Origin of the sequence: Terrabacter sp. BE26 (assembly GCF_041941675.1) — a bacterium.
Taxonomy (GTDB): Bacteria; Actinomycetota; Actinomycetes; order Actinomycetales; family Dermatophilaceae; genus Terrabacter.
In genome coordinates this window covers 1,880,718-1,906,566 of the sequence record NZ_CP090122.1, presented here as the reverse complement: position 1 = coordinate 1,906,566, position 25,849 = coordinate 1,880,718, and the positions used below count along the sequence as shown (strand labels likewise).

At 70.6% G+C, this 25,849-nt stretch carries 23 protein-coding genes and 2 tRNA genes; 9 read left to right on the top strand and 16 right to left on the bottom strand.

Translation table 11 applies throughout. The features are described 5' to 3' along the window. Window positions 1-297: 297 nt before the first annotated feature. On the top strand, window positions 298-549 hold the full coding sequence (locus LQK93_RS08835; RefSeq protein ID WP_374971165.1) for a cell division protein CrgA: 252 nt from the start codon (window positions 298-300) through the stop codon (window positions 547-549). Window positions 550-883: 334 nt separating this feature from the next. Here the strand turns inward: LQK93_RS08835 and LQK93_RS08830 are convergent, their stop codons facing one another. Genes LQK93_RS08830 through LQK93_RS08820 form a run of 3 tightly spaced genes read right to left on the bottom strand, consistent with a single transcriptional unit; the run spans window position 884 to window position 3,028 of the window. Next, window positions 884-1,465 carry a hypothetical protein gene (locus LQK93_RS08830; protein WP_374971164.1) on the bottom strand — a complete coding sequence of 194 codons (582 nt, stop codon included), beginning with the start codon at window positions 1,463-1,465 and terminating at the stop codon, window positions 884-886. Between the two features lie 33 nt (window positions 1,466-1,498). Then, window positions 1,499-2,452 carry a rhomboid family intramembrane serine protease gene (locus tag LQK93_RS08825; RefSeq protein ID WP_374971163.1) on the bottom strand — a complete coding sequence of 318 codons (954 nt, stop codon included), beginning with the start codon at window positions 2,450-2,452 and terminating at the stop codon, window positions 1,499-1,501. A 57-nt stretch (window positions 2,453-2,509) separates the two neighbouring features. After that, on the bottom strand, window positions 2,510-3,028 hold the full coding sequence (locus LQK93_RS08820) for a peptidylprolyl isomerase (protein WP_374971162.1): 519 nt from the start codon (window positions 3,026-3,028) through the stop codon (window positions 2,510-2,512). A gap of 211 nt (window positions 3,029-3,239) precedes the next feature. Here LQK93_RS08820 and LQK93_RS08815 point away from each other — a divergent pair, with 211 nt between their 5' ends. Further along, a complete protein-coding gene (locus tag LQK93_RS08815) occupies window positions 3,240-3,989 on the top strand; it encodes an Rv0909 family putative TA system antitoxin (protein WP_374971161.1) in 750 nt (249 codons plus the stop codon). 150 nt (window positions 3,990-4,139) lie between these two features. Continuing rightward, window positions 4,140-5,159, top strand: coding sequence for a hypothetical protein (locus LQK93_RS08810; protein ID WP_374971160.1), 1,020 nt, complete (start codon window positions 4,140-4,142; stop codon window positions 5,157-5,159). A 162-nt stretch (window positions 5,160-5,321) separates the two neighbouring features. On the opposite strand, the gene LQK93_RS08805 is transcribed toward LQK93_RS08810, so the two are convergent. The 7 genes from LQK93_RS08805 to gyrB all read right to left on the bottom strand — a co-directional run bounded on the left by LQK93_RS08805 (window position 5,322) and on the right by gyrB (window position 12,241). Continuing rightward, entirely contained in the window at window positions 5,322-5,810 is a 489-nt protein-coding gene (locus tag LQK93_RS08805) for a MarR family winged helix-turn-helix transcriptional regulator (RefSeq protein ID WP_374971159.1), read from the bottom strand. Between the two features lie 168 nt (window positions 5,811-5,978). Further along, window positions 5,979-6,054 (bottom strand) — tRNA-Ala (locus tag LQK93_RS08800). Window positions 6,055-6,073: 19 nt separating this feature from the next. Next, a complete protein-coding gene (locus LQK93_RS08795; RefSeq protein WP_374971158.1) occupies window positions 6,074-6,253 on the bottom strand; it encodes a DLW-39 family protein in 180 nt (59 codons plus the stop codon). A gap of 28 nt (window positions 6,254-6,281) precedes the next feature. Continuing rightward, a tRNA-Ile gene (locus tag LQK93_RS08790) sits at window positions 6,282-6,358 on the bottom strand. A 158-nt stretch (window positions 6,359-6,516) separates the two neighbouring features. Continuing rightward, window positions 6,517-7,218 (bottom strand): DUF3566 domain-containing protein, encoded by a 702-nt coding sequence (locus LQK93_RS08785; RefSeq protein WP_374971157.1) that lies wholly within the window; start codon window positions 7,216-7,218, stop codon window positions 6,517-6,519. Continuing rightward, on the bottom strand, window positions 7,215-9,770 hold the full coding sequence (gyrA, locus tag LQK93_RS08780; RefSeq protein ID WP_374971476.1) for a DNA gyrase subunit A: 2,556 nt from the start codon (window positions 9,768-9,770) through the stop codon (window positions 7,215-7,217). The genes LQK93_RS08785 and gyrA overlap by 4 nt, the downstream gene beginning before the upstream one ends. Before the next feature lie 332 nt (window positions 9,771-10,102). Continuing rightward, window positions 10,103-12,241, bottom strand: coding sequence for a DNA topoisomerase (ATP-hydrolyzing) subunit B (gene gyrB / locus LQK93_RS08775; RefSeq protein WP_374971475.1), 2,139 nt, complete (start codon window positions 12,239-12,241; stop codon window positions 10,103-10,105). 688 nt (window positions 12,242-12,929) lie between these two features. Between gyrB and LQK93_RS08770 the strand changes: the two genes are divergently transcribed. After that, on the top strand, window positions 12,930-13,436 hold the full coding sequence (locus LQK93_RS08770) for a SigE family RNA polymerase sigma factor (RefSeq protein WP_374971156.1): 507 nt from the start codon (window positions 12,930-12,932) through the stop codon (window positions 13,434-13,436). Next, window positions 13,433-14,773 carry a hypothetical protein gene (locus tag LQK93_RS08765; protein ID WP_374971155.1) on the top strand — a complete coding sequence of 447 codons (1,341 nt, stop codon included), beginning with the start codon at window positions 13,433-13,435 and terminating at the stop codon, window positions 14,771-14,773. Before LQK93_RS08770 ends, LQK93_RS08765 begins: the two co-directional genes overlap by 4 nt. A gap of 27 nt (window positions 14,774-14,800) precedes the next feature. On the opposite strand, the gene LQK93_RS08760 is transcribed toward LQK93_RS08765, so the two are convergent. The 6 genes from LQK93_RS08760 to dnaA form a co-directional block, all read right to left on the bottom strand. Next, window positions 14,801-16,276, bottom strand: a complete 1,476-nt coding sequence (locus LQK93_RS08760) for a protealysin inhibitor emfourin (RefSeq protein ID WP_374971154.1) — start codon at window positions 16,274-16,276, stop codon at window positions 14,801-14,803. A 118-nt stretch (window positions 16,277-16,394) separates the two neighbouring features. Then, entirely contained in the window at window positions 16,395-16,958 is a 564-nt protein-coding gene (locus LQK93_RS08755) for a DUF721 domain-containing protein (protein ID WP_374971153.1), read from the bottom strand. Continuing rightward, on the bottom strand, window positions 16,955-18,298 hold the full coding sequence (recF, locus tag LQK93_RS08750; RefSeq protein ID WP_374971152.1) for a DNA replication/repair protein RecF: 1,344 nt from the start codon (window positions 18,296-18,298) through the stop codon (window positions 16,955-16,957). Before recF ends, LQK93_RS08755 begins: the two co-directional genes overlap by 4 nt. Window positions 18,299-18,386: 88 nt before the next feature. Further along, on the bottom strand, window positions 18,387-19,478 hold the full coding sequence (gnd, locus tag LQK93_RS08745) for a phosphogluconate dehydrogenase (NAD(+)-dependent, decarboxylating) (protein WP_374971151.1): 1,092 nt from the start codon (window positions 19,476-19,478) through the stop codon (window positions 18,387-18,389). A gap of 112 nt (window positions 19,479-19,590) precedes the next feature. Beyond that, a complete protein-coding gene (gene dnaN / locus LQK93_RS08740; protein WP_374971150.1) occupies window positions 19,591-20,718 on the bottom strand; it encodes a DNA polymerase III subunit beta in 1,128 nt (375 codons plus the stop codon). 850 nt (window positions 20,719-21,568) lie between these two features. Continuing rightward, window positions 21,569-23,176 carry a chromosomal replication initiator protein DnaA gene (gene dnaA / locus LQK93_RS08735; RefSeq protein WP_374971149.1) on the bottom strand — a complete coding sequence of 536 codons (1,608 nt, stop codon included), beginning with the start codon at window positions 23,174-23,176 and terminating at the stop codon, window positions 21,569-21,571. Window positions 23,177-23,758: 582 nt separating this feature from the next. On the opposite strand from dnaA, the gene rpmH reads away from it, so the two are divergent. From rpmH to yidC, 4 genes are all read left to right on the top strand, one after another. Beyond that, a complete protein-coding gene (gene rpmH / locus LQK93_RS08730) occupies window positions 23,759-23,896 on the top strand; it encodes a 50S ribosomal protein L34 (RefSeq protein ID WP_010849920.1) in 138 nt (45 codons plus the stop codon). Window positions 23,897-23,914: 18 nt separating this feature from the next. Further along, window positions 23,915-24,265: a ribonuclease P protein component gene (gene rnpA / locus LQK93_RS08725; RefSeq protein WP_374971148.1), complete on the top strand. Its 351-nt coding sequence runs from the start codon at window positions 23,915-23,917 to the stop codon at window positions 24,263-24,265. After that, the gene (gene yidD, locus LQK93_RS08720) at window positions 24,262-24,549 is read left to right on the top strand and encodes a membrane protein insertion efficiency factor YidD (RefSeq protein ID WP_374971147.1); all 288 of its coding nucleotides are present in this window, start codon (window positions 24,262-24,264) and stop codon (window positions 24,547-24,549) included. The genes rnpA and yidD overlap by 4 nt, the downstream gene beginning before the upstream one ends. A 98-nt stretch (window positions 24,550-24,647) precedes the next feature. Further along, window positions 24,648-25,628, top strand: a complete 981-nt coding sequence (yidC, locus tag LQK93_RS08715; RefSeq protein ID WP_374971146.1) for a membrane protein insertase YidC — start codon at window positions 24,648-24,650, stop codon at window positions 25,626-25,628. Window positions 25,629-25,849: the final 221 nt, after the last annotated feature.

Below are 25,849 nucleotides of genomic sequence, written 5' to 3'. Positions count from 1 at the left end.
AACGTGCGGGGTAGCCGATGATGGGCGGGCGCCGACAGGGGGCGCATCCGGGGCCCGTCGCCGGCAGCACGGACCACCCGTCGGGATGCCCCTCGAGAAGTTGCTCGAGGGGCATCGCCGAACGGATGCCGCTGACCCCGGGCCGGCGACGACCTCGGGCGAGCGACCCGCCCGGAGACGTGACGCCCACGGACGCCGACTCCGCGCGACGACGCACCCCGGGGCCCGCGCTCACGACAGGGACGGGACGGTCCGCATTGGTTACCCTTGCCTCAACTCAGAGCAAGGAGAACCGCAGTGCCCGAGTCCAAAGGCCGCGACCACAAGGCGAGCGCCTACACGCCCCCGCGCACCAGCAAGGCCGCAGAGCCCAACCCCACCTGGTGGGCACCCGTCTTCGTCACGCTGCTCGTGCTCGGGCTGCTGTGGATCGTCGTCTACTACGTGAGCGAGTACAAGTACCCGATCGGCTCGATCGGGGTCTGGAACCTCGGCATCGGCTTCGTGCTCCTCATGGGCGGGTTCATCATGACGATGCGCTGGCGCTGAGCTGCGCCCCCGCAGTGCCCCTCGGCCCACAAGGCCCCCGACGCCGGTCGTCCACACGTTGTGGACGGCCGGCGTTCTTCTTTGCCGTCCACAACTGTGGACAACCCCGGTGCACAAGTGCGCACGGTCCCATCCCCAGTTGTCCACAGCGTTGTCCCCAGCTGGGGATGAATGACACGTGTGTAACTACATCCACAGGTTTGTCCACAGCCGGTGGATAACTGCGCGTTCATCCACAGTCGACGGCGCGACGTGACGTGCGCTCCGCTTCCGGGCGGGGCACGGCGATGCAACCACCCACCCTGCGCAGCCGCGCCGGCGGGCACTTCCGCGGTCAGATGCGCGGGAGGTCGAGCTCGGTCACGATGCGCGCAGCGGTCGCGCGAGGGTCGTCGTGGGCGTTGTCGAGGCGAAGATGGCGGTGACCCGGGAGCAGGTCGCCGTCGCGCGCCGGGTCACTGGTGAGCCGAGCCCGGGTCTCCAGCTCGACCACGTGGGCTCGGGCCCAGTCGACATCGCGCTTGCTGCGCTTGTGGTCCATCCGGTCGTCGCCGCCCTCGCGTGAGAGGCGGACGGCCTGGGGCGCACACAGCTCGACGACGTCGATGGGCGCGCCGGCTGTCTCGACCGGGGCGACGAGCTCCTGCAGCAACGCCCGCTCGCCCGCGCGGTCGAAGTCGATCGCGAAGCTGAACACGAGCCCGGGCAAGTCGGCCCTGACAGCCTCGACGATCACCTCGCGCCGGATCAGGGTGTTGATCCGTCGGAAGGACCTCGAGTCGAACTCGAAGACACCGAGCAGCGGCTCGATCGACATGTGGTTGTGGAAGAGCCGGAAGCCGGTGAGGTCGCAGACCGCCCGCCCGACGGTCATCTTCCCGACGGCCGGCGGCCCGATGATGCAGAGCAGGTGCACAGCCGGAACCTAGCCGGTCGTCACCGCCCGCCGTCACTGCTGGCCGAAGTCCTTGGAGCTGATCATCCGGATCACGTCGGGCAGGGCGAGGTACTTCACCAGGACGACGGCCACGAGGAGGCCGAGCACGCCGCCGAGGGCCAGCCACACCCGCTGACGGACGCCCTGGTGGCGGAAGGCCACGATGATTGCCGCACACCCCGCACCGGTGACGAGACCGCCGAGGTGGGCCTGCCAGGCAATGCCGGGGTAGATGAACCCGAAGGCCGCGTTGATCGCGATCGTCGCGTACATGGCCGCGGAGGAGCGTCCGAGGTGGCGGTTGAGCACGAGCAGGGCCCCGAAGAGCCCGAAGATGGCGCCCGAGGCGCCGACGACCGGGGTGATCCAGGCCATGTCCTGGCCGGTGTTGAGCCCGGTCAGCGTGGGCGAGCCGGCGAGCAGGGCCACGGCGACCTGGCCGCCGATGCCGCTGATGATGTAGAGCGCGGCGAACCGGGCCCTACCGAGCATGGGCTCGAGGTACTGGCCGAGCGACCACAGGGCGAACATGTTGAGCAGGATGTGGAAGATCGTGTCCGGCGAGTGCAGGAACGCCGCGGTGAGGAATCTCCACGGCTCCGTCCATCCGAGGGCCGGCACGAAGGAGAAGCGGGCCGTGATCGTCGGGTCGACCTTCTGGATCAGGTACACGACGGCACAGATCGCGATGATCGAGTACGTGACCACCGGGGTGCCGTCGGTCGCGCGGCCACCGAAGACCGTCTTCGCGCTGGGCGTGGAACGGGCGGCCTCGCGTACGCAGTCGACGCACTGGATGCCGACGGCGGCGGGCCGCTGGCACTCGGGGCACGCGGGCCGGCCGCAGCGCTGGCAGCGCACATAGGCCTCGCGGTCGGGGTGGCGGGGGCACACGGACGGACCGGCAGCGGGCTGCGGCACTCGCGGCTCGCGCGGGGGCTGGCCACTGATCGGGTTGTCAGACAACAGGAGTCCCCCTGCCGGTCGCGTCCGTGGGCGGTGGTGCGTTGAAGCGGTGGAGCGTCAGTCCTCGATCGTGACCGAGTTGATGACGATGTCCTCGACGGGCTTGTCGTTGGCACCCGTCTGGACGGCACCGATCTTGTCGACGACGTCGCGCGAGGCCTGGTCGGCGACCTCACCGAAGATCGTGTGCTTGCCCTGGAGCCACGTGGTCGGGGCAGTGGTGATGAAGAACTGCGAGCCGTTGGTGCCCTTGCCCATGCGCTTGCCGGCGTTGGCCATGGCGAGGATGTAGGGCTTGGTGAAGTCCTTGTCGGGGCTGATCTCGTCGTCGAACGCGTAGCCGGGGCCACCGAAGCCCTGACCGATCGGGCAGCCGCCCTGGATCATGAAGTTCGGGATGATGCGGTGGAAGATCAGGCCGTCGTAGAACGGCGTGGGGTTGGTGCGGCCGGCGTCGTCCTTGTACTCCTTCTCGCCCTTGGCGAGACCGACGAAGTTCGCCACCGTCTTCGGGGCCTGGTGCTCGAAGAGATCGAGGACGATGTCACCGTGGTTGGTGTGCAGGGTTGCCTTCATGAGCCCAATCCTCGCACGCCGAGCACGTATGCCGTCCCGCCGGTCGAGCGGGTACGTCAAACGGGGAACGCTGGCGCCAGGTCCGCCGTTGCCAGGACAAGGACAACCCTCGCATCAGCTGGGGAGCCGCCCCGCACGAACAGCCCCAGCAGCACGTACAGCCCGAAGCAGCACGAGCAGCCGGCCGGCGCCGGCTCAGGACGGAGTGCCGATGTCTTTTCTGGACAAGCTGAGGAAGAAGGCCGAGGAGCTCGACCTCGAGACGAAGGCGAGGCAGCTGCAGGAGGCTGCGACCCACGCCGCACAGCAGGCGCGTGAGAAGGCGGGCGAGTTCACGGCCGAGCACCGTGAGCAGATCGACGGCTACGTCGAGACCGCGGGCGCGAAGATCGACGAGAAGACCGACCACCGCTACGCCGACCAGATCGCCAAGGTCACGCAGCAGCTCGAGCACGGGGTGGACCTGGTCGCCGACGGCTACGGGCCCGCGGCAGGCACTGCCACGGCCACAGGTGCCGCAGCGGCTGCCGGGGCTGCCACGGGCGCCGGCGACGAGCCGTTCCCCACCGATCCCGACGCACCCGGGCCCGTCTCGGCCGGCCCGCTCGAGCCACCCGCCCCGGTCGAGGAGCCCAGCCCCGTGCACGCGAGCGACCTCAGCGCGGCAGAGGCGCAGGAGCCGGTGTCGAGACAGGACCCCAGCTGGGAGGCCGCCGGGGTGCCGGCCGACGCGCCGACAGATGCCCTGATCGACCAGCCTGCCGGCCACCACGGCGTCGACCAGGCCGAGCAGGCGGGGGAGCCTGTCGACGAGTCGCTCGTGGACAGCGCCCTCGAGGACACCGTGCTGGGACTCGACCACCCGCCCGTCACCCCGGCCCACCACGACGAGCCGACACCCGAGGACGCCGACCCGTCGACGACCCGGTCGCCCCGCCCACCGCACGGGTCCACGAGCTGACCGAACCGGCGCGACGGCATACGCGCGCCGGTCGTGACCGGCGGCTGAAGCACGCCTGTGGGCTGGGTCTCACCCTCGTCCCGGGGACTCGACGCGACGCGTGGCCGATCTTGGCAGGATGGGTAAGGACCGAAGGACCTAGGAGGACGTATGTTCCGAACCAAGCAGTCCCGCACCGAGGCTGCCGTCGAGCAGGCCCAGGCCGCAGCGGCCGAGCTCAGAGCCCAAGCCGCCACGGCAGCGGCCGAGGCGGCCGCCCTCGCCAAGCAGCGCGCCCTGCTGGCGCGCCAGTCCGCTACGCCACTGCTGCAGAGCGCCGCCGACACGGCGCGCGAACAGCTCTCGGCAGCGAAGGAGGCTGCCGCCCCGGCCCTGGCCTCCTCGGCCGCGTCGGCCAGGGAGGCCGCGGCGGAGGCCTTCCACGAGGCAGCCGAACGCGCCCGGCCCAGGGTCGAGGCCGCGCAGTCGACCATGGCCGAGACGATGCTTCCCAAGGTGAGTGCCGTCCTCGGTACCGCCGCCGCCGCCCTCGCGGCCGGTGCCGAGCAGGCCCGTGAAGCCGCCATCGCAGCACAGCCGGTCCTCGAGCAGGCCGCCGCCCACGCCAAGGAGACCGCGGCCGTCAGTGGCCACCGCGCCTCCGACGCCTACCTCGTGCTCAAGGGCGACGCGGTCGTCAAGAAGCGCGGTGGCAGGGGCCGGTGGCTCCTGGTCATCGGCCTCGCCGCTGCCGGCGTGGCCGCCGCGGCCGCCTTCCGCAAGCAGCAGCAGGCCGAGGACCCGTGGGCCACGCCGCTCGACACCCGCTCGAGCGGGTCCGACGCGACGAGCTTCAAGGACAAGGCCACCGAGCAGGTGTCCCACGCCAAGGACGCCGTCGCCGACGCGGCGAGCAAGGCCAAGGAGAAGGCCGGCGACCTGGCCGCCAAGGGCCAGTCGGCCATCGCCGACGCGAAGGACCGCTCCGGCGAGGCCGCGGACGACGCGACGCACGTCGCCGATGCCGCCTCCACCGGCGGCCAGGTGAGCGAGGTGGGCACCGCGCCCGGCTCCGACGCGATCACCTCCGACGCCGTCGAGGGCGGCACCATCAACGGCGCCTCGAGCACCGAGTCGTCACGCGGCTCGGCGAAGACGCGCGCCGAGCGCGGCGACGACGCCGGCAGCTGAGCGACAGCCACGGTCCGTACAGAGAGAAGGACCCGGGTGCCAGTGGCACCCGGGTCCTTCTCTGCATGAGCTGGCTCGCACCGACAGGGGGACAGCGCGAGCCAGCACATGCAGAAGGGCTGGGCGCGGTTCGTGCGGGCCCAACCCTTCGCTTTGAGCAGTCTAGACCTTCTCGGGGTGATTGCGCGAGAGGCTCGATGAATTTTCCACCAAATTTCGCCCTATCGGAGTGTCGACGGCAGGGACTGGAGCCGGGTTTCGCCAGCCGAGAGGGTGCGCCGGGTCGCGGCCCGCGGTCGGTTCGTTGGCCGCCGCCGTGAATGCCTCGATGGCGGCGACGAGCGCCGTCCGGTGATCGCCGGGCAGGGCTCGCACGATCCGGGCGATCTCGGCCCGGCGACGCTCGGTGACCGCCTCCACCAGGCGCGCTCCCGGCTCGGTCGCCACGAGAAGCACCTGGCGCCGGTCCTCCGGGTTCTCGCGACGGTCGACGAGCTCGTCGCGCACGAGTCGATCCACCTGACGCTGCGCGGTCGAAGCGTTGACTCCGAGGCGGGCGGCGAGCTGGACGAGGGTGGTCCGTCCCTGGCTGGTGAGGAGCACAAGGACCCGGAACTGGGCGAGCGTCACGGTGTCCTCGACGTCGGCCAACGAGCGGGCGGAGACCCCGACGAGCGCCCGCGAGGGGAGTTCCGCGAGGACCCACCTCGGGCCGGACTCTCGCGTGTCCGCGGTGCGTCCGCGGGTCGTCCGCGGTGCGTCCGCGGCGACACCGCCGGGAACGCACGACGACCCCGCCCGGACGGGCGGGGTCGTCGGTGGTGGAGCCAAGGGGACTCGAACCCCTAACCCCCTGCTTGCAAAGCAGGTGCGCTACCAATTGCGCCATGGCCCCTCGTGGAGGGAGTGCCGCCTCAGGCGGGCGCTGACGACCCGTTGGCCGACGGAGCCGGGGCGACCGGCGGAACCGGCGCGTGCACGTCGTCGGTGGCCTGCGTCCACAGGTCCTGCTCCGCCTGCTGCTGCTTCGCCTTCTTGCGGAGCATGACGATGCCGGCGACGGCGCCACCGATGAGGGCGAGACGCTTCAGCATTCGTGGGTCCTCTCCGTGGTGGCGGTGATGGTGGGCCTAGGAGGACTTGAACCTCCGACCTCTTCCTTATCAGGGAAGCGCTCTAACCGTCTGAGCTATAGGCCCATCGTCACCTTCGTGCGGCCGGTCGCACCGACAGAAGCGGAAGACCGGACGCGAGGCGAAACGTTACCGGATGCACGTCGCGACAACCAAAACGGCCCCCTCCCTCTCGGGTGGGGGCCGTCTCGCGTATGCCGTGTGGCTCGCCGTCGCGTACTCGCTCAGTCGTCGGTGAGCGTGAGCTGCACGCCGCCGACGAGGGCCGAGCAGATGTTGTAGAGGAAGGCCATGACGGTCGCAATCGCCGTCATGAGGATGATGTCGATGACGCCGATGACGATCGAGAGCGAGACGACTCGGCCGAAGCCGACGTAGTCCTTGATCGAGAACGGGTCGGCCGTCGTGGACTGCAGCGACTGCAGCACGCCCTCGATGTCGGTGAAGACGTTCATCGTGGACAGGATCATCCACAGCACCGCCGTGAGGACGACGCCGGCGATGCCGATGGCCACTGAGAGCAGGAAGCTCATCTTCATGACCGACCACGGGTCGACCCGAGCGACCGCCAGGCGCACGCGGCGCGGACCCTTGTGCTTGCGCGGCGCGGTCGACGAGCGGGCAGCGGTGCCGGCGGCGCTCCCGGAGGCGGTGCCCGACCCGGCCTGGCCGGTCTGTGCCGCCTGGTTCGTCTGGCTCGCCTGGCCGGAGCCGACGCGCTGGGTCGGGGCGGTGCGGTTGGTGACCGCACCCCGCGACAGCGCGGTGCCCTTGTCGGCGCTGGAGGCGCCGGACGTGCTGCCGGCTCCGCTGACCGTGTCGTAGTACGACCCGTTCTGGCCGCTCCCACCGGACTGGGAGCCGGAGCTCGTGCGCGTCGACGTGCCGGACCCGCTCAGGGAGCCCTCGGGGCTGGTCGCGCTCATTCGTCACCTCCGTTGTCGGTCTCCGACGAGCTCGCCTCGTCGCCCGACGTCTCGTCCGACGGTACGCCATCGGCGGCCGGAACCGCAGCCGGCGCTCCCGTGCCGGACGGCTGCTCTACGGGGTGGCCCTCCTCGATCTCGGCGACCGCGATCGCGGACTCGGCGTTGCGCGCGACGGCGACGATCGAGTCGCCCTTGTCGGGCGTCGCGAACTTCACTCCCTGCGACGATCGGCCGGTGTGGCGCACCTCGTCGACCCGCGAACGCACGATCTTGCCCTTCTCCATGACGACCATGACCTCGTCGGTGTCGATCACGGTCAGGGCACCGACCAGGTCGCCGCCCTTCTCCGAGAGCTTGGCGACCTTGATGCCGAGGCCGCCGCGGCCCTGGAGGCGGTACTCCGAGACCGGGGTCCGCTTGGCCAGGCCGTTCTCGAAGACGACGAACACGTCCGGGCTCTCGCCCTCCTCCACGACCGACATGGCGAGCAGGTCGTCGCCGTCGCGGAACTTCATGCCGGTCACGCCCGAGGTGGAGCGGCCCATGGGACGCAGCGCCTCGTCGGTCGCCGTGAAGCGCACCGACTGGCCCTTGCGGGAGACGAGGAGCAGGTCGTCGCGGTTGGAGGCCAGGCCCGCGCCGACCAGCTCGTCGCCGTCGCGCAGGTTGATCGCGATCAGGCCGCCGGAACGGTTGGAGTCGTAGTCGGCCAGGCGGGTCTTCTTGACCAGGCCGGCACGGGTGGCGAGCACCAGGTAGTCGGCCGACTCGTAGTCGCGCATCGCGAGCACCTGGGCGATCTGCTCACCGGGCTGGAAGGCGAGCAGGTTGGCGACGTGCTGCCCCTTGCTGTCGCGCGAGCCCTCGGGGAGCTCGTACGCCTTGGCGCGGTAGACGCGACCGAGGTTGGTGAAGAAGAGCAGCCAGTGGTGCGTCGTGGTGGTGAAGAAGTGCTCGACGACGTCCTCCCCGCGAAGGGTGGCACCGCGTACGCCCTTTCCGCCGCGCTTCTGCGAGCGGTACTGGTCGACACGGGTGCGCTTGGCGTAGCCGCCACGGGTGATCGTGACGACGACGTCCTCCTCCGGGATGAGGTCCTCCATCGACATGTCGCCGTCGAAGGGGACGATCGTCGTGCGGCGCTCGTCGCCGTAGCGCTCGACGATGTCGGCGAGCTCCTCGCTGATGATCCGGCGCTGGCGCTCGGGGGAGGCGAGGATCGCGCGGTACTCGTCGATGAGGGCCTGCAGCTCGTCGTGCGCCTCGATGAGCTTCTCGCGCTCCAGGGCCGCCAGGCGGCGCAGCTGCATGTTGAGGATCGCATTGGCCTGGATCTCGTCGATCTCGAGCAGCTCGATGAGGCCCTCGCGGGCGATGTCGACGGTGCGCGACCCGCGGATGAGGGCGATGACCTCGTCGAGCCGGTCGAGCGCCTTGAGCAGGCCGCGCAGGATGTGGATGTCGGCCTCGGCCTTGTTGAGGCGGAAGGTCGTGCGCCGGACGATGACCTCGACCTGGTGGTCGACCCAGTGCCGGATGAAGCCGTCGAGCGGCAGGGTGCGGGGCACCTCGTCGACGAGGGCGAGCATGTTGGCGCCGAAGGTCGTCTGCAGCTGGGTGTGCTTGTAGAGGTTGTTGAGCACGACCTTGGCGACGGCGTCGCGCTTGAGCACGATGACGAGGCGCTGGCCAGTGCGGCCGGAGGTCTCGTCGCGGATGTCGGCGATGCCCGAGATCTTGCCGTCCTTGACGAGGTCGGCGATCTTGAGCGCCAGCATGTCCGGGTTGACCTGGTAGGGCAGCTCGGTGACGACGAGGCACTGGCGGTTCTGGATCTCCTCGACCTCGACGACCGCCCGCATGATGATCGAGCCGCGGCCCGTGCGGTAGGCCTCCTCGATGCCCTTGTGCCCCATGATCAGGGCGCCGGTCGGGAAGTCGGGCCCCTTGATGATGCCGAGCAGCGCCTCGAGGAGGTCCTCGCGCGAGATGTCGGGGTGGTCGAGGTAGTACTGCGCGCCAGCTGCGACCTCGCGCAGGTTGTGCGCGGGGATCTGCGTGGCCATGCCGACGGCGATGCCGGCCGAGCCGTTGACGAGCAGGTTCGGGAAGCGGCTCGGCAGCACGGCCGGCTGCATCGTCTTGCCGTCGTAGTTGGGGACGAAGTCGACGGTGTCCTGCTCGATGTCGCGGACCATCTCCATCGCGATCGAGGCCATCCGGCACTCGGTGTATCGCGGGGCGGCGGCGCCGTCGTTGCCGCGGGAGCCGAAGTTCCCCTGGCCGTCGACGAGCGGGTAGCGCAGCGACCAGTCCTGCACGAGGCGCACGAGGGCGTCGTAGATCGCCGAGTCGCCGTGCGGGTGGTAGTGGCCCATGACGTCGCCGACGACACGGGCGCACTTGTTGTAGCCGCGGTCGGGGCGGTAGCCGCCGTCGTACATCGCGTAGACGATGCGCCGGTGCACGGGCTTGAGGCCGTCGCGCACGTCGGGCAGGGCGCGGCTGACGATGACCGACATCGCGTACTCGATGTAGCTGCGCTGCATCTCGGTGTTGAGGTCGATCGGCTCGACCCGGTCGTGCTGGCCGATCTCGGCCGGCACGACGGCGGTCGCGTCCGGGTTGCCCTCGTCGTCGCCGTCGTCGGTCGCGTCCGGGTCGGGCCCGAGGATGTCCTCGATGCTCGGCTCGGGGCTCTCGTCGCCGCCCGGCACCTCGTTGACGTCGTCTCCGTCGTTGGGAGGCAGGTCGCTCACGTCAGATCCCTTTGTCTCTCAGTCACATTCGTTGAAGTCATGGTCGCAACCGATGGCGTATGCCGCCCCGCCCGTTTCACGTGGAACGTGCCCGACGGCATACGACATGGTTGGAACGCGGGTCAGACGTCGAGGAACTTCGCGTCGCGCGCGTTCTTCTGGATGAACGACCGGCGCGACTCGACGTCCTCGCCCATCAGGACGGCGAAGACCTCGTCGGCCTTGGCGGCGTCGTCGAGCGTCACCTGCAGCAGCGTGCGCGTGCTCTGGTCCATCGTCGTCTCGCCGAGCTCCTGGTAGTTCATCTCGCCGAGGCCCTTGTAGCGCTGGATGGGGTTGTCCTTCGGCAGGCGCCAGCCCTTGCTCTCACCGAGCGCCTTGAGGCCGTCGCGCTCCCGGTCGCTGTAGGCGAACTGGTGGTCGACACCGTTGCTCCACCGGAGGCGGAAGAGCGGCGGCTGGGCGAGGTAGACGTAGCCGGCCTCGATGAGCGGGCGCATGAAGCGGAAGAGCAGCGTCAGCAGCAGCGTGCGGATGTGCATGCCGTCGACGTCGGCATCGGCCATCAGCACGATCTTGTGGTAGCGCGCCTTCTCGATGTCGAAGTCCTCGCCGATGCCGGTGCCGAACGCGGAGATGAGCGCCTGGACCTCGTTGTTGGCGAGGATCTTGTCGATGCGCGCCTTCTCGACGTTGAGGATCTTGCCGCGGATCGGCAGGATCGCCTGCGTGTAGGGGTCGCGTGCCTGCGTCGCAGAGCCGCCGGCGCTGTCGCCCTCGACGATGAAGACCTCGGAGATCGCGGGGTTCTTGCTCTGGCAGTCCTTGAGCTTGCCCGGCAGGCCGCCCGACTCGAGCAGGCCCTTGCGGCGCGTGGCCTCGCGGGCCTTGCGGGCGGCCATGCGTGCGGCCGCGGCCTGCACGGACTTGCGGACGATGTCCTTGCCCTCGCTCGGGTGCGCCTCGAGCCAGTGGCCGAACTCGTCGGTCATGGCCCGCTGGACGAAGCCCTTGACCTCGGAGTTGCCGAGCTTGGTCTTGGTCTGGCCCTCGAACTGCGGCTCGGCGAGCTTCACCGAGATGACGGCGGTGAGGCCCTCGCGGATGTCGTCGCCGGTGAGGTTCTCGTCCTTGTCCTTGAGGAGGTTCTGCTTGCGGGCGAACTCGTTGACCAGCTTGGTCATCGCCGCGCGGAAGCCCTCCTCGTGGGTGCCGCCCTCGTGGGTGTTGATCGCGTTGGCGTAGGTGTGGACCGACTCGCTGTAGGCGCTGGTCCACTGCATCGCCAGCTCGAGGCTCAGCGACTTCGCCTCGTCCTCCACCTCGATGCTGATCACCTCGGGGTGCACCGGCTCGCTGCGCTTGGAGCTGTTGAGGTGGTTGACGTAGTCGATGAGGCCGTTGTGGTAGCAGTAGCTGACCTTCTTGGCCGTCACCGTCTTCTTCTCGCCGGCCTCGGCGGCCGTCGTGTCCTGCTCGTCGTCCTCGTCCTGCTCGACCTCGGTCAGGTCGGAGTCGATGTGGTCGAGGTCGCCGTCGGCGGCGGCGGCCGTCTCGGCCAGGGCGACGCGCTCGTCGACGAGGTTGATCGTCAGGCCCTTGTTGAGGAACGCCATCTGCTGGAAGCGTGCGCGCAGCGTCTCGAAGTCGTAGTCGACGGTCTCGAAGATGGACGGGTTGGCCCAGAAGGTGATCGTGGTGCCGGTCTCGGAGGTGGCCTCCTGCTTCTCCAGGGGGCCGTCGGGCACACCGTCGGTGAAGCTCATACGGAAGGCGTGGCCCTTCTGGCGGACCGCGGCCTTCAGGCGCGTGGAGAGGGCGTTGACGACCGAGCTGCCAACGCCGTGCAGGCCGCCGGAGACCTTGTAGCCGCCGCCGCCGAACTTGCCGCCTGCGTGCAGCTGGGTGAGCACCAGCTCGACGGCGCTGATCCCCTCGACCGGGTGGATGTCGGTGGGGATGCCACGTCCGTTGTCCTTGACCCGCACCCCGCCGTCGGCGAGCAGCGTTACGTCGATCGTGTCCGCGTAGCCGGCCAGGGCCTCGTCCACCGCGTTGTCGACGATCTCGTAGACGAGGTGGTGCAGGCCACGCGGCCCGGTGGAGCCGATGTACATGCCGGGGCGCTTGCGGACCGCCTCGAGCCCCTCGAGCACGGTGATCTGGCTGGCGTCGTAGTCGACGCCGTTGGGACGAGCGTCGGCAGGAGCCGCCAGGACGGGCGAGACGGTGTCGTTGGCAGGGGCCTCCCCGGCCGGGATCTCGACGGACGAGCCGTCGGCCGTGTTGCCGTCGATGGTGCCGTCGAGGTTGCCGTCGGTGTCCGGGAGATCGGCGCCCGGGGAGAGGTCGGTTGCTGTGGCGGAGTCGGGTCCGGTGGAACTGGCGGTGGTGGTGCTGGGGGTGGTCGGCTCGTCAGCGTCGGACACGTCTCTCCTTGGTGGTCAGACCTCATGCGGGCGGCTCGACGTGACGTCGAGCCGCAACCAGCCCAGTCTAGCGGCCCGACGAGGTGAAACGCCCCCTCAGACGCTCGGGACGGCCACTTTCCGGGCAGAAGACCCGTGGATCCGAGGGGAGGATCACGACCCGGGGCTTGAACGCGCCTCAGGCACCTTCACTCGTCGTATCGCCGCGGCTGCGTCTTCGGTCGTCACCGGTTCATGGCGCGCTCGTCGTCCCGGGGGTCGTCCGAACCCCATTCTCCTCGTTCCGGTGGGCTCGGACCGGCGTTGTCCACAGCGGTGTCCACAGGGTGTGTGCCCCGTCAGCACGTCGCGGCCCACCGCCCGCACCGAGTCGGCACACTTCCGGCGGAGCCACGGACAACCTTTCCCGGCAGCACTGGCGTCTGGGGGGGTGCCGGCACCTGCCGGGGCACGGACGGTCGAGCCGACGACCGGATCCGCGACAGGCACCGAGCCGACGGACCGAACAGGGGACAGGGTCATGGACGACGCGCAACGCACGGCCGACTTCACGGCATACGTACTGGCGCGACAGCAGGCCCTCGCACGGCTCGCCTACCTGCTGACCGGCGACCGGCACTCCGCCGAGGACCTGCTGCAGAACGCCCTCGCGAAGGTCTACCGGCACTGGGTCCGCGTCCAGGCGAGCGGGCAGCGCGACGCCTACGTGCGCCGGATCCTGGTCAACGAGAGCAGCTCGCGCTGGCGCAGCGTGCTGCGCCGGCGCGAGACGCCGGGCAGCCACCTGCTCGAGGTCATGGAGCCGCCGACGGCGCAGGGCCTGGACCCGGCAGCCGCGATGGACCTGTGGCGCCAGGTCCAGGGCCTGCCCACACAGCAACGGGCGGCGATCGTGCTGCGCTACTACGAGGACCTCACCGAGGCGCAGACCGCCGAGGTGCTCGGCTGCTCCGTCGGCACCGTCAAGAGCCACACCAGCCGCGCGATCACCGCGCTGCGCACCAGGATGAGCGAGGTCATCGCATGAACGACGTCGACCCGAACCTCAAGGACGTGCTGGGTCACCGGGCCGCCGGCGTCCGCGTGGTCGCGAGCCTCGCCGAGCGTGCCATCGAGCGAGACCGCTCCCAGCGGCGGCGGCAGCTGGCCGCCGGCGCGCTCGCGGCGGCCCTCGTCCTCGCCGTGGCGGTGCCGGTGGGCTGGGGAGCGCTGCGTGCCACCGACGGGCGACCCTTTCCCGTCGGCCCATCGCAGTCGACGTCGCTGCCCAGCGGCCTGCCCTCGCCGTCCTCCCCTCGGACGACCACGCCCACCACCGCGGACCCCACGCCGACGGCGATCCCGACCCTCACGGCGGACGGAGCGCCGGCGCCGGTCACCCTGAAGCCGGCGACCGGCGACCGTACCGGTCCGGCGTCGGTCCCGTACGTCGCCGACGGCGTCATCCACGACGGCGCGAGGCAGATCCGGCTCACCGGCAAGGTGCTCGGCGGCTCCCTCGCCAGGCTGGCCGGGGGCCACTGGCTCGTGGCGCAGGGCGAGACCGGTGTGCTCCACGTCGTCGACTCGGCCGGCGCCACCCTCGTCCGGCTCGGCGGACAGGCCACGAAGGTGGCGGCGGACGGCAGCCTGTTCGTCGTCGAGCAGCTGGGCACGCTCACGGCCTACGACGCCAACGGCACCCTCGTCCGGACGCTCCGGTCCACGTCCTGCGACTGCACGCCAGAGGGGGTGTCGGACGCCGACTCACCCGGCTACGACGTGGTGGGGATCATCGGCTCCGTCGTCTATGCGAACCGTGGCTTCACCGGTCAGGCAATCGCGTGGGACGTCGAGACGGGCGTCCGCCGGCCGGTCGCCGGGTCGCTCGAGCTCGTCGATGCCGCCCGGGGGACGGCGCTCGTGCCCGTCGCGCAGAAGGCGGGATCGAAGCAGGCCTGCACGGAGCTTCGCGAGCTCGCGTCGGGACGCGTGCTGTGGCAGCTCTGCGGGCCCCTCGTCTTCCGCTCCTTCTCGACCAACGGGGACTACCTGCTCGCGACGGGCTACAGCGACGGCCTCGAGGCGTCACAGCTGAACCCCGACCGCAGCTTCCGGTACGGGAGCCTGGTCGTGGTCCGTACGAGCGATGCAGCCATCGTGCTCGAGGGAGGCAGCACCGACGCCGGGACGACGACACCCTCACCGGTCACCTACCGGATGGGCGAGGACGGCAGCCTCACCGTGCAGGTCGGCACGACCGCCGGCCGGCGCAACCTGCAGCGCTGCACGCTCGACGGCCACTGCGAGGTCGTCGCCCCGAACCTGCCGCGATGGTCCGACATCCCCGAGGGCGACGACCCCTACTTCCTGTCGGCCAACTGAGCCGGCAGGAAGGCGCGTGGGGTCGGCTCAACCCTCGCTGAGGGTGCGCTCGAATAGGGAGTGGATCGCTTCCGGCAGGTGCGGCTCCTGGACGGTGATGTCGCAGCCGACCTCGTCGCACACCACCGAGTAGACGTACGCGTCGGGGTGCGTGCGCTCCGTCGACGCTGCGATGCGCTGGAGCGTGGGCGCCGACAGGAGGTGCTGCCAGTCCTTCGCGTCACGTTCGGGGAGCTCACCGATGGCCACCCGCCGCTCGCGCACGAGCCCCGCGAAGCCGCCCGACCGCCGCAGGAGCACCTGCACGTCGGCTCCCGGGGCCTCGCCCCCGGGGCCGCCGGCGGTCGATCCGGCACCGGAGCTCCCCCCGCCCGACGCGTCGGTGGCCTCGGCGCCCGGGGTGAGCACCCCCACCTGCTCCCAGGCGGAGCGGACCGCGGAGTGCTCCGTGGACCCGTCACCGTGTGCCTGCCCAGCGGCGGCGACCGTGAGGCCGGCGAAGGTCGCGAAGTCGCAGTCGGCCTTGATCCCGTCGCCCGAGAGCACGGCGTACCAGATCGCGCCCGCGCCCTCCCAGGCGTTGCCGCCGATGGCCTCGGCGGCGAGCGCGAACGCGCGGTTGGGGATGCCGGAGTTGATGTGGACGCCGCCGTTGTCGTCGGAGGTGTCGACGTAGTGCGCCATGTCGGCCGGCTGGGGGTCCTTGCCCAGCCTCGGGTCGTCGTAGGCGGTGCCGGGGTTGCGCATGTCGCGCAGCGCCCGCCCCTTGACCGACGGGTTGAGCAGCTCCGCGCCGACCAGCCAGTCGGCCTCGGCGGCGCTCTGTCCCAGGGCCTTCTGCTTGACCAGGACGCCGAAGACGTCGGAGATCGACTCGTTGAGCGCGCCCGACTGCCCCTGGTAGAGCAGCCCGGCCGTGTGCTCGGTGACGCCGTGCGCCAGCTCGTGGCCGATGACGTCGACGCTCCTGGTGAACCGCTCGAAGATGACGCCGTCACCGTCGCCGAACACCATCTGGGAGCCGTCCCAGAAGGCGTTGTCGTAGTCGTGGCCGTAGTGCACGGTCGCCGGCAGCGGCATCCCCTTCCCGTCGAGCGAGTCGCGGGAGTAGGCCGTCCACCACAGCTGCCACGTGGTGCCCAGCCCGTCGTAGGCCTCGTCGGCGGCGGGGTCGCCGGTGGCTGCCTGCCCCTCGTCGCGGACCTCCGTGCCCGGGGTGGTCTGACTGCCCTTGGCGTCGTAGACGGTGCGCTGGGGACCCGAGCCGAGCGCGGCGGCCCCACCGGCCGGGGCAGCATCTTCGCGCCGCGGCGCCCGGCGGGTGGTGGGCTGCGCGGTCGGGGTGCGACGCGCGGCGCGCACCTGCTCGTCGTGGCGCAGCGCCTCGCGGGCCCGTGCGGCGAGAGCCGGCTCGTCACCGGCGGCCAGCGCCTCGAGGATGTAGGGCGGCACGATCGTGCAGTGCGCGGCCGGCTTGCAGGACGATGCGGGCGTCGAGGTCATACCGCCAGTGTGCGTCGGAACACCGACAGTCGCCCCTCGAGCGGACGTGCAGGGCGAACGTCGTCGGGATCCGCACCCGTGGCCGCTGCGGCTCGTGGGACCAGCACACCAGCACGGGTCAGCCGTAGGTGTCGCGCGGCCCCCGGGAGTCGGGGGAGCGCCGGGCTCCGCGGTTCCAGGAGGGCGCGCTCGGTCCGACGACCTTGAGCTCGGTCACCGCCCCGGCCCCGATCTCCTCGTCGATCCGGGCCAGCAGGGACGAGGACAGCAGGCGCATCTGGGTCGCCCACGCCGTCGAGTCGGCCCGAACGGTGAGGATGCCGTCGACGAAGGTCAGGGGCTCCACGTGCCCGGCGATGTCCGGCCCCACGATCTCGGGCCAGCGCCCCATCACCGACCCGACGGCGACGTCGACCTTCCAGCCGCGGTCGATGAGCAGCCGGTCCAGCTGGTCACCGAGGAGGGACGGGTCACGCCCGTCGCGCGAGGAACCGGAGAGCACCGGGGCGTGGCCGATGGGACGCCGGCGCTTCTTGGGGCGCATCCCCGGCCGCAGCCCCTTCTCGGCGGCAGCCGCTCGCGCCCGGGCGAGCGCAGACGCCGCCGCATCGGCGATCCGGGTGTCCTCGTCACTCGGCTCCGGGACGGCTGCCGGGTCGGCGCTGGAGTCCTCGTCACTCACGGGCCGGCCCCCTCCCTCACGTCCTGTGCGACCTCGGCGCCGTCCGCGGCCTCCGCGGCCTCGCGCCCGTCCACGCTGCCCCCGCGGTCCGGACCTGGTGCGTCGAGCCCGTCGGCCGGGCCGCCCGCGGGCCCCGCGAGGTGCACCTGACCCAGCTCGACGGCATACGTGGTCCCGCTCTCGCGCAGCACCCCGGGCACGTCGGCGCCGACGGCTGCCGTGATGAGCACCTGCTCGCAGTCTGCGACGAGCGTCGCCAGCCGCTCCCGTCGCCCCGAGTCGAGCTCGGCGAAGACGTCGTCGAGCACGAGCACGGGATCGTCGCCCAGATCGCGCCGAAGGAGGCGGTATGCCGCCAGCTTGAGTCCCAGCGCGAAGCTCCACGACTCGCCGTGGCTGGCGTAGCCCTTGGCCGGCAGGTCACCGAGCGAGAGGACGAGGTCGTCGCGGTGCGGTCCGACGAGGGAGACGCCGCGCTCGATCTCGTTGGACCGCACCTGCTCGAGGGTCTCGAGCATGCCGGCGCGCAGCTCCTCGACCTCCGGCACCTCGCCCGCAGCGAGACGGGCGGCCAGCTGCTCGTGCAGGCAGCTGCGGTAGGTCGCCCGGGCGTTGGAGGCGGCCGCGCTCACGGCGTCGTAGCACTCCGCGAGGTCGGGCACGAGGTCGCGGAGCAGGCGCAGCCGGGCATAGAGCAGCTGGGCGCCGACCGTCGCGAGGTGGTCGTTCCACACCACGAGCGTGTGCAGCGCCGACTCCCGCACCTCGTCGAGCGGCAGGTCTCCCTCGCGCGGCGGACGCGGCGGACGGCGGCCGCCCTTGCGCAGCACCGGCGCCGCCGACTTCAGCAGGGCGTTGCGCTGCTTGAGGATCTTGTCGTAGTCGGACCGCACCCCGGACCATCGCGGCTGCCGCTGCACCAGCAGCTCGTCGAGGAAGCGCCGCCGCTCGGACGGGTCGCCCTTGACGAGGGCGAGGTCCTCGGGCGCGAAGAGCACGGTGCGCACCGTGCCGAGCACGTCGCGCGGCCGCGAGACCGGCGACCGTCCGAGCCGAGCCCGGTTCGCCCGGCCCGGGGTGATCTCGAGCTCCACCATCGTCTCGCGGTCGTCGCGCACGATGGCCCCGCGCACGATCGCCTGGGCGGCGCCGAAGCGCACGAGCGGCTGGTCGGTGGCCACCCGGTGCGACCCGAGCGTCGCGAGGTAGCCGACCGCCTCGACGAGGTTGGTCTTGCCCTGCCCGTTCAGCCCGACCAGCGTGGTGACGCCCGGCGTCAACGCGAGCTCGGCGCTCGGGTAGCTCCGGAAGTCCTTCAGGGTCAGGTGGCGGACGTGCACGTCAGGTTCGCTGGTTCTCGGGATGGTGGCGACGCGACGGCGCCGGGCCGGAGGCTGCCGGTGCGGGCGCCGTCGTCGTCAGGGGCCGTCAGGAGGAGGTGGCGTCAGTGCCCGACGTGGGGCCGCCGCCGGGCGCACCGCCGCCGGTGGAGCCGGTGCCGGAGGACGGCCCGGCGCTCGCGGCGTCGACGGAGGCCTGCGACGGCTGGTCGGGCGTGCTCGCCTTCTCCTTGCCGGCGGCCGGCGCCGGGTGCGCGGAGCCCTCGGCGCCGGTCTTGCGGCGCAGCTCCTCGCCCTCGGCGATGGTCATCACCTGGTGGCCGCCGAACTGGCCGCGCAGGGCCGCGACCGCCTGCATCGTCGGCGAGCACTGCTGGCGTGACGCGAAGCGTGCGAAGAGCGAGGCCGAGATGACCGGCATCGGCACACCGAGCTCGATGGCCTCCTCGACGGTCCAGCGGCCCTCGCCGGAGTCGTTGGTGTAGTCGGACACGTCGTCGAGGTGCGCGTTCTCCTCGAGCGCCTTGACCATGAGGTCGAGCAGCCAGGAGCGCACGACGGTGCCACGGCTCCAGGCCTTGAAGGCGCCCGGGACGTCCTTGACGATGTCCTTCCTCTCGAGCAGTTCGTAGCCCTCGGCGTAGGCGGCCATCAGGCCGTACTCGATGCCGTTGTGGACCATCTTCGTGTAGTGCCCGGCGCCCACCTCGCCGGCGTGGACGAAGCCCTCCTCGCGCGGGCCCTCGGGGCGCAGCGCGTCGAAGATCGGCATGGCGCGCTCGACCCACTTCTTGTCGCCGCCGCACATGAGGCCGTAGCCGTTCTCGAGCCCCCAGATGCCGCCGCTCACGCCGCAGTCGACGTAGCCGATCTGCTTCTCGCCCAGCAGCTTCGCGTTCTCGAAGTCGTCGGTGAAGCGGGAGTTGCCGCCGTCGATGACGAGGTCGCCGGGCTCGAGCAGGTCGCGGAGCGCCCTGACCGTCTCACGCGTCGGTTCGCCGGCCGGGACCATGACCCACACGACGCGCGGCGCCTGGAGCGCCTTGACGAGGTCCTCGAGCGTGCCCACGTCGGCGACGTCGGGGTTGTGGTCGAAGCCGACCACCTCGTGCCCCGCGCGGCGCAACCGCTCGCGCATGTTGCCGCCCATCTTGCCGAGACCGATGAGACCGAGCTGCATGTCGCGTGCCTTTCTGCGGGGGGAGCGTGCGGGGCTGTTCGAGGCTACGCCAGCCCGGCGGCATACGGCAGGCAGGGTGGCGGCGCCGTCGGGGCAGCAGCCTCAGCGGACGTCAGCTGGCGAAGCGGACCGGCATGAGGACGTAGCGATAGCTGCTGTCGGGCTGCGAGTCGGCCTCGGCCTGCCCCGTGAGCACCGCGGGGCGGCTCGGCTGCGTGAAGGAGAGGCGGCTCCACTGCGTGCCGACGGCGTGCAGCCCGTCGAGGAGGAACTGCGGGTTGAAGGCGATCTGGATCTCGGGGCCGTCGAGGCTCGCCTCGACGGCCTCCGACGCCTGGGCGTCGTCGCCGGTGCCGGCCTCGATGGCGACCTGCCCGTCGGTGAACTTCAGCAGCACGGGGGTGTTGCGCTCGGCCACCAGGGCCACGCGCTTGACGGCCTCCTCGAGTGCAGCCGTCTCGACGACCGCCTCGGTGTCGACCGAGGTCGGGAAGATCGAGGTGACCTTGGGGTACTCGCCGTCGAGCAGGCGGGTGGTGGCGCGGCGCCGGCCGGCCTCGAAGCCGATGAGGCCGTCGCCGCCCTGGCCGAGCGCCAGCTCGACGGAGCCCGATGCGCCGAGCGCACGTGCCGTGTCGGAGAGCTGGCGGGCCGGGATGAGCGCCACGTGGCTGGCGTCGGGTTGCGCAGGGCTCCACGTCAGCTCGCGCATCGCGAGGCGGTAGCGGTCGGTGGCGAGGAGCGTGACCTTGTCGCCGTCGATCTCCATGCGCACGCCAGTGAGGATCGGCAGGGTGTCGCCCTTGTCGGCCGCGACCGACACCTGTGCGACCGCCTGGGTGAAGACGTCCCCGGCGATGGTGCCGCTGCCCTCGGGGGCGGCCGGAAGCGTCGGGTAGTCGGAGACCGGCATCTCGCGCAGTGCGAACCGTGAGGAGCCGCAGGCCACGTTGACCTTCGTGCCGTCGGTGCTGACGTCGATCGGCTTGTTGGGCAGGTTGCGCGAGATGTCGGCGAGCAGGCGTCCGAGGACGAGCACCTGGCCGGCCTCGGCCACGTCGGCAGGCACGGTGATGCGTGCGGACATCTCGTAGTCGAACGCGGAGAGCGTGAGGGTGCCGTCCTCGTCGGCCTCCACGAGCACGCCCGCGAGCACCGGCACCGGCGGGCGCGCCGGTAGGCCACGCGCCACCCAGGTCACGGCCTCGGCCAGGACGTCTCGCTCAACCCGAAACTTCACGGTGCACTCACTTCGACGGGGAAGGTCATTGGGGCTCAGACACTAGTGCCTGGCGGTGACTGGCACCACAGACACTCCCCGACTCGCCGAACCACCCAAACCAGACGTCTCTGCCTGTCTAGTCCTCACCCGGACCCGGGGCAGACGCGGTCGCCCTGACCCTCGTTGTCGGGGCTTCCCTCCTTCTAGGGGGTCTCGTCATAGTCGTAGGTGCTGTGGACGCTGTGGACAACCGACATCGCTGCAGGTCAGCATCCGTGTCCGGCTGTGCAGTGGGTGTGGGCGGCGGCAGGCCGCGGACCGTGCGGGCTGTGGACGTTCTCGCGTCGTGCACATCGAGCCCACAGGGTGGGTATGTGTTGTCCGCAGCGACGTGCCTGCCGTCCACACCTGTCCACAACGTTCCTGTGGACGTGCCCACGGCGTATGCCCTTTTTGGCGGCTTTGCTGACTAGTTACCTGTGCACGAGTGACGGGTGGATTTTCCCCAGACTTTTCCACAGGAGTGGATAAGTCTGGGGTCTGGTGTCAGCGTGGGCTCAGTGACGCCCAGGACCGCGCTGCCGGCGCTGTGCACACAGGTGTGGACAACGCTGTGGATGAAACGGGGCTCCTGTGGATTCCCGCCCACGCGGGTGCGTTCGCGTCCGTCCCCCGACCGGCCCAAGGGCTCGGTCAGCGGCCCGAACCGGACGATGCAGCACCCCCGGCGGACGCGACGGCACCCGGCCCGCGAGGGCACACGTGGGTGCCCCGAGGCGTGACGGCATACGCCCGTCGCCCCCGCGTGGGCGCGGCAGACCACGCGAGGCCCGCAGGGGCGCTGAGAGGCGTCCTGAGGGGCCAGTCCTCAGTGGGACTGCTGGCGGATCCGGTTGGTCAGCTCGGTGACCTGGTTGTAGATCGCGCGGCGCTCGCCCATCAGCTCGCGGATCTTGCGGTCGGCGTGCATGACGGTCGTGTGGTCGCGGCCGCCGAAGTGCTGGCCGATCTTGGGCAGTGACAGGTCCGTCATCTCGCGGCAGAGGTACATCGCGATCTGGCGGGCCGTCACCAGCTGGCGCGAGCGGCTCGAGCCGCAGAGGTCCTCGAGCGTCACGGCGTAGTAGGCGGCCGTCACGGCCATGATCGTCGCGGCCGTCACCTGGTTCGGCGTCTCGTTGGGGAGCACGTCCTTGAGCACGATGACGGCGAGCGGCAGGTCGACGGCCTGCCGGTTGAGGTTGCTGAACGCCGTGACGCGGATCAGGGCACCCTCGAGCTCGCGGATGTTGGTGCTGAAGTTCGTCGCGATGTACTCGAGCACGTCGTCCGGCACCTTCATCCGGTCCTGGATCGCCTTCTTGCGCAGGATCGCGATGCGGGTCTCGAGGTCGGGCGGCTGGACGTCGGTCAGCAGCCCGGACTCGAAGCGCGTGCGCATCCGGTCCTCGAAGCCCGAGAGCTCGCGCGGCGGCAGGTCGCTGGTGATGACGATCTGCTTGTTCGCGTTGTGCAGCGTGTTGAAGGTGTGGAAGAACTCCTCCTGGGTCTGCAGCTTGCCCTGGAGGAACTGGATGTCGTCGATGAGCAGCACGTCGACGCTGCGGTAGCGGTTCTGGAACGCGCTCGCCTTGTCGTCACGGATGCTGTTGATGAAGTCGTTCGTGAACTCCTCGGAGTTCACGTAGCGCACGCGCACGTTGGGGAACATCGTGCGGGCGTAGTGCCCGATCGCGTGCAGCAGGTGCGTCTTGCCGAGGCCGGACTCGCCGTAGACGAAGAGCGGGTTGTACGCCTTGGCGGGGGCCTCGGCGACCGCGACCGCCGCCGCGTGGGCGAAGCGGTTGCTCGCCCCGATGACGAACGTGTCGAAGGTGTACTTCGGGTTGAGGCGGGTGTCGCCCGGAGAGCTCGGCTCGGGACGGTGCTGCAGCCGGAGCGGGCCGCTCTCGCCCCCGCTGAGCGGGTCGGGGCCGAGCTCCATGCGTGTCTGCACGTCGTATGCCGGCTGGCGGGGCTCGTCGAGGTCGGCGCCGTTGAGTGCCGGCGCGCTCTCGGCCAGGTCGCGCAGTGGGTTCGCGGCGCCCGAGCTGTAGCCCCCGTAGCCGGACGAGCCGTTGTGCCCGGCGGGGCGCGGAGACCCGCCGCGCGGACCCTCGTTCAGCGAGGCCTGCCCGCTCGGCTCGTCGGTGATGACCCCGAGGTCGGGCTCGAGGCTCTCGTCGACCGACACGGCGAGCTGGACCGGGTGGCCGAGCTGGCTCGCCAGCGCCTCGTGGATCTGCTCACGGACCCGCTGCTCGAGGAAGTCCTTGGTGAAGGTGTTGGGAGCCCGGACGAGAGCGGTCTGGTCGAGCACGCCGACGAGGCGGCACAGCCGGACGAACGCGCGCTCCTGGTTGGACAGGCCGACCGCGTCGAGGGTGCCGAGCGTCTGCCGCCAGATCTGCGCGTAGTCGACGCCTGTCTCGCTCACGTGGTCCACCTGCCCCTGATTGTCTCTGTGCACTCTGGCTTGTCGGCTCGTCCCGCTTGACGTTCGAGCGAAGGCTCGAAGCGAGGCGCCGGAGCGGCCTTCGGACCCCGAGCCCCCATCGGGTGTCCGTGGCGTCCGCCGGTGCTGCTGCAGCGGTGCCCCGCGAAACGATGCCCTGTTGTCCACACGTTTGTCCACAGCCTGTGCAGAAGATGGCGAGGGGTGTGAGAGTCGAAAACCTACAGCGGCACGCGCGACAATGACAATCGGGTCGTCCACAGATTCTGTCGCAAGGCGGCGTGTCGCCTTGCAATCGCCGCGCGGCGTCCGAGGATCGGTGGGTTCGGCAGTCCCGCGCAGGCGGCCGCCTCCGGTTTGACCCTCGTTCCGGCGCTCCCGTATCGTTGACCGAGCGTGTCTGCGACCTCTTTCGCATGCCCATGGCCGCGAGGCTCCACCTGGAGCATCTCCGCCGTTCCATGGGCTTGCCGATTGCGGTCGCATCGGCCACCGCCAGCCCCACCCGGGCGTCGCGCCGACGTTCCTGACGTCGGACGGGCGCCGCAACCTACGGAGATCCACGTGAGCAAGCGCACCTTCCAGCCGAACAACCGTCGCCGCGCCAAGACGCACGGCTTCCGCCTGCGCATGCGCACGCGTGCCGGCCGCGCCATCCTCGCCGCCCGCCGTCGCAAGGGCCGCGCCGAGCTCTCGGCCTGAGCCGCCGGGGCCCACGGCGTGCTGCCGGCGCGTCACCGACTGCGTGAGCGGTCGGACTTCACCTCGGCAGTACGCGGGCCCGGCGCCAGCAGAGCAGGCGGGCGACTCATCGTCGTGCATGCCAACCGGACCGATGCGCGTGCGGATCTTCCGCCGCGCGTCGGTTTTGTTGTGTCCAAGGCGGTCGGCAACGCCGTCGTGCGCAACCGCACCAAGCGCCGGCTGCGCGCCAGCGTCGCGACCCGGCTGGACGGCATACCCGCTGGTCTGGACCTCGTGGTGCGGGCCAACCCCGCTGCCGCGGACGCGACCTGGGACGAGCTCGACCTCGCCGTGGAGCGCGGGCTGGAGAAGGCGTGCCGTCGATGAGCGCGACGCTGAACCAGGTGCTCGCCTCGCCGCTCGTGCTTGCCGTCCGGCTCTACCAGCGCTTCATCTCCCCCCTGACGCCACCGACCTGCCGCTTCTACCCGAGCTGCTCCGCGTATGCCGTCACGGCACTCACCCGCTTCGGCCCCGTACGCGGCGGCTGGCTCACGATCCGCCGGCTCGGCCGGTGCCACCCGTGGACCCCGGGCGGCGTGGACCCGGTGCCGCAGACGTGGGACGCCCGCAACGACGTGCGACCCGAGGACTTCCGTCCCGACCCCTGACCCATCGGCATATGGTTGCCGACCAGTGGTGAGCGGCGATACAGCTCGAACAGCCGGCTGAACCGGCTGCCCACCAGACCACAGAGGAACACACCTTGATGGACTTCCTGCAGACCCTGCTCTACCCGATCAAGCTGGGTGAGGCATGGGTGATGTACGGCTGGCACGCCTTCTGGGAGACGCTCGGGCTCACCGGCGCCTGGGCGGGCTGGGCCTGGGCCCTGTCGATCGTCGGCCTGACGGTCGTCGTCCGCATCCTCCTGATCCCGCTCTTCGTGCGTCAGATCCACTCCTCCCGGCGGATGCAGCTCATCCAGCCGGAGATGCAGAAGATCCAGAAGAAGTACAAGGGCAAGCGCGACCCGGAGTCCCAGAAAGCGCAGCAGGCCGAGATCATGGATCTCTACCGCCGCACCGGGACCAACCCGTTCAGCAGCTGCCTGCCGATCCTGATCCAGAGCCCCTTCTTCTTCGCGCTCTTCCAGCTGCTCAACAACCTCAAGGCCATCGCCGAGGGCGTCCAGCCGCCGATCGGCCCCATCACGCAGCAGGTCGCACTGACGATCGAGGCGTCCACCATCCTCGGTGCCAAGCTGTCGGACTCGTTCGTCCACTCCACGACGCTCAACGTCAAGATCCTCAGCGCCGTCCTCATCGTGCTGATGTCGGCGACGACCTTCATCACGCAGTACCAGCTGATGCGCAAGAACATGCCGGCGTCCGCGCTGGACAACCCCTTCGCGAAGCAGCAGAAGGTCCTGCTCTACCTGATGCCGCTGTTCTTCGCCTTCTCCGGCATCAACTTCCCGATCGGTGTCCTGCTCTACTGGCTCACGACGAACCTCTGGACCATGGGCCAGCAGTTCTACGTCATCCGCAACATGCCGGCCCCCGGCTCCGAGGCCGAGCGCGCCCGCAGCGAGCGCCTGAAGCGCAAGGGCAAGGAGGTGGAGGCGTTCACCGTGCCCGGCCTCGACGCCGCCGACAGCGTCCCAGACGACGCACCGAAGCCCGGTCAGCGTCAGCAGCCCAAGGGCAAGAAGCGCGCGCGCACCCAGCCGACCAAGAACCGCCGCTGAGCTTCATCCACAGACTTGTCCACACGCCTTCGGGGCCCTGAACTGCGCAGATGCGGGTTGTCCACAGTTCGGTCCCGATGACCCAAGGAGTACTCATGAGCGACACGCAGTCCCCAGACCTCGAGACCACTGCCGAACAGCCCGTCGCGGCGACCACGGAGGGCACGTTGGTGCCCGAGGTCGCCGAGGCGGTGACGGAGACCGCGACCGAGGCCGCCTCC